This is a genomic window from Streptomyces sp. NPDC058662 (assembly GCF_042716255.1).
GTDB lineage: Bacteria > Actinomycetota > Actinomycetes > Streptomycetales > Streptomycetaceae > Streptomyces.
Genome location: NZ_JBHXRU010000214.1, coordinates 1 through 1,735, shown reverse-complemented (window position 1 = coordinate 1,735; position 1,735 = coordinate 1). Strand labels below are relative to the sequence as shown.

The window sequence follows — 1,735 nt, the reverse complement described above, 5'->3', positions numbered from 1 at the left end:
TCATCGGCCCCGCCGTGGGGCCCCGGCTGGGGGGGGGGGCCCCCGCGGGGGGCCCCGCCCGGAGCCGGGGTCAGCGGCCCGGGCTACGCGGATTGGGGTCCGCGGCCCGGGGTCAGCGGGCCTCCACCATCCGGGCGAAGACGACCACGTTGCCGTCGTAGCCGCCCGCCTTGGAGTAGGCGCCGCCGCACGTGATCACCCGCAGCTCCGGGTGCCCGGTGTCCCCGTACACCCGGGCTCCGGGGAAGGCGTCCTTGGAGAACACCTCCACCCCGTACACCTCGAACACCGCCGTGCGCCCGTCGTAGCGCTCCACCTCGATATGGCTGCCCGGCCGCACCGAGCCGAGGCCGTAGAAGACCGCCGGCCCCTGCGCGTTGTCCACGTGGCCGACGATCACCGAGGAGCCCCGCTGCCCCGGCGCGATGCCGTTGAGGTACCAACCGGCCAGGTTCCGCTCCTGCGCCGGCGGGGCGTCGATCCATCCCTCCGCGTCCAGCCCGACCGTCATCACCGGGGCGTCCACGCTGATCGAGGGGATCCGGACGCGCTGCACCGACGAGTGCTCCAGCACCTCCAGGCCCGGCCGGGGCACCGGCGCGTTCGCCGGAAGCTGGTCCGCCGTCACCGCGACGGCCGAGGCCGCGGTGGGCTGGGGCGGCCCGTCCTCCTGGTTCACACCGTTGCGCACCATGGCGAGGCCGGTGAGCATGACCAGGGCGAGTACGCCCCACGGCGAGCGTCTGCGTGACTGCCCTGTCTCGTCCTCGCCCATCGTTCTCCCTTCCCGACGCGGGGGTCCCGTCCCGCGGTCCTGTCCCACCCCTGTACGCCCTACGTCACGCACGCTAAGGCTGCGTCGGCGGGACGGCGAGGGCTGAGGGGCGAACGGGTGGCGGCGCAGAGACCGGCCGCGGAAGGGGGCCGTAAGGGGTGCGCCCATCCAGGTAATCGTCACATAAATGCCTGACGGGTCGTGACCTGCGGATCCGTCAGCTGAGCCGTCCCCGCTTCGGCGTGTCGCTCAACCGGGCGGCCCAAAGCCTGACGTGCGGAGGTTGCGGGTCACCCGGAGGGTTCGACGTGGGAGGCGTTCTCGTCGATCATCCGGGGCCGACGCTCCGGGGCGCTTTCCGCTGGAGGTTCCACCATGCGTGCTTTTCGCGCTCTTACCGTGACGGCGGCGGCCTTCGCCGCGATCGCACTCAGCGCCCCGTTCGCCTCCGCGAACCCCCCGTTGGGCGGGGGTGGCGGTCCCAGCAACATCTCGGTCAACCCGTACGCCGTGCACCAGGGATCCACGATGCAGGTGAGCGCCTCGGGCTGCGGGCACGGCGGCACCGTCACGTCGCACGGCAACTTTCCGCCGGCCAACCTGTCCGCCGGCTCGATCGGCTTCGCCACCGTGCGCATCTTCAACCACGCCTCTCCGGGCCACCACACGCTGTCGGTCAAGTGCAACGACAGCAGCCTGGTCGCCACCCACCGTTTCACGATCCTGCGCGGCAACCCCTCGCAGGGCGGCATCGGCGGATCCTTCGGCCCGTCCACCGCCGAGACCGCGATCGGCGCGGGCCTCGTCGGTTCGGCGGCCCTCGGTGCGGGCGTCCACGTGATGCGCCGTCGCCGCCCCCTCCGCGGCCGGGCCTGACCGGCTGACCTCCCCGGTCGGGCCGGGGGTGTCCGCCCACCCGGAGAAGCGCCCCCGAACCGCCGGTCGCCCCGAGTCCTGGCC

The 1,735-nt window shown here is 73.4% G+C and carries 2 protein-coding genes; one reads left to right on the top strand and one right to left on the bottom strand.

Annotated features, from left to right (window positions below; genetic code table 11):
- Positions 1-112 precede the first annotated feature (112 nt).
- Positions 113-775 carry a class F sortase gene (locus ACFWUQ_RS31440; RefSeq protein WP_384544824.1) on the bottom strand — a complete coding sequence of 221 codons (663 nt, stop codon included), beginning with the start codon at positions 773-775 and terminating at the stop codon, positions 113-115.
- Positions 776-1,150: 375 nt separating this feature from the next.
- Here ACFWUQ_RS31440 and ACFWUQ_RS31435 point away from each other — a divergent pair, with 375 nt between their 5' ends.
- Positions 1,151-1,651: a hypothetical protein gene (locus ACFWUQ_RS31435; RefSeq protein WP_384544822.1), complete on the top strand. Its 501-nt coding sequence runs from the start codon at positions 1,151-1,153 to the stop codon at positions 1,649-1,651.
- Positions 1,652-1,735 lie beyond the last annotated feature (84 nt).

What these genes read in the sequence shown, in the direction of transcription:
- ACFWUQ_RS31440 (WP_384544824.1), bottom strand. Translation starts at nt 775, where the DNA reads ATGGGCGAGGACGAGACAGGGCAGTCACGCAGACGCTCGCCGTGGGGC.
- ACFWUQ_RS31435 (WP_384544822.1), top strand. Translation starts at nt 1,151, where the DNA reads ATGCGTGCTTTTCGCGCTCTTACCGTGACGGCGGCGGCCTTCGCCGCG.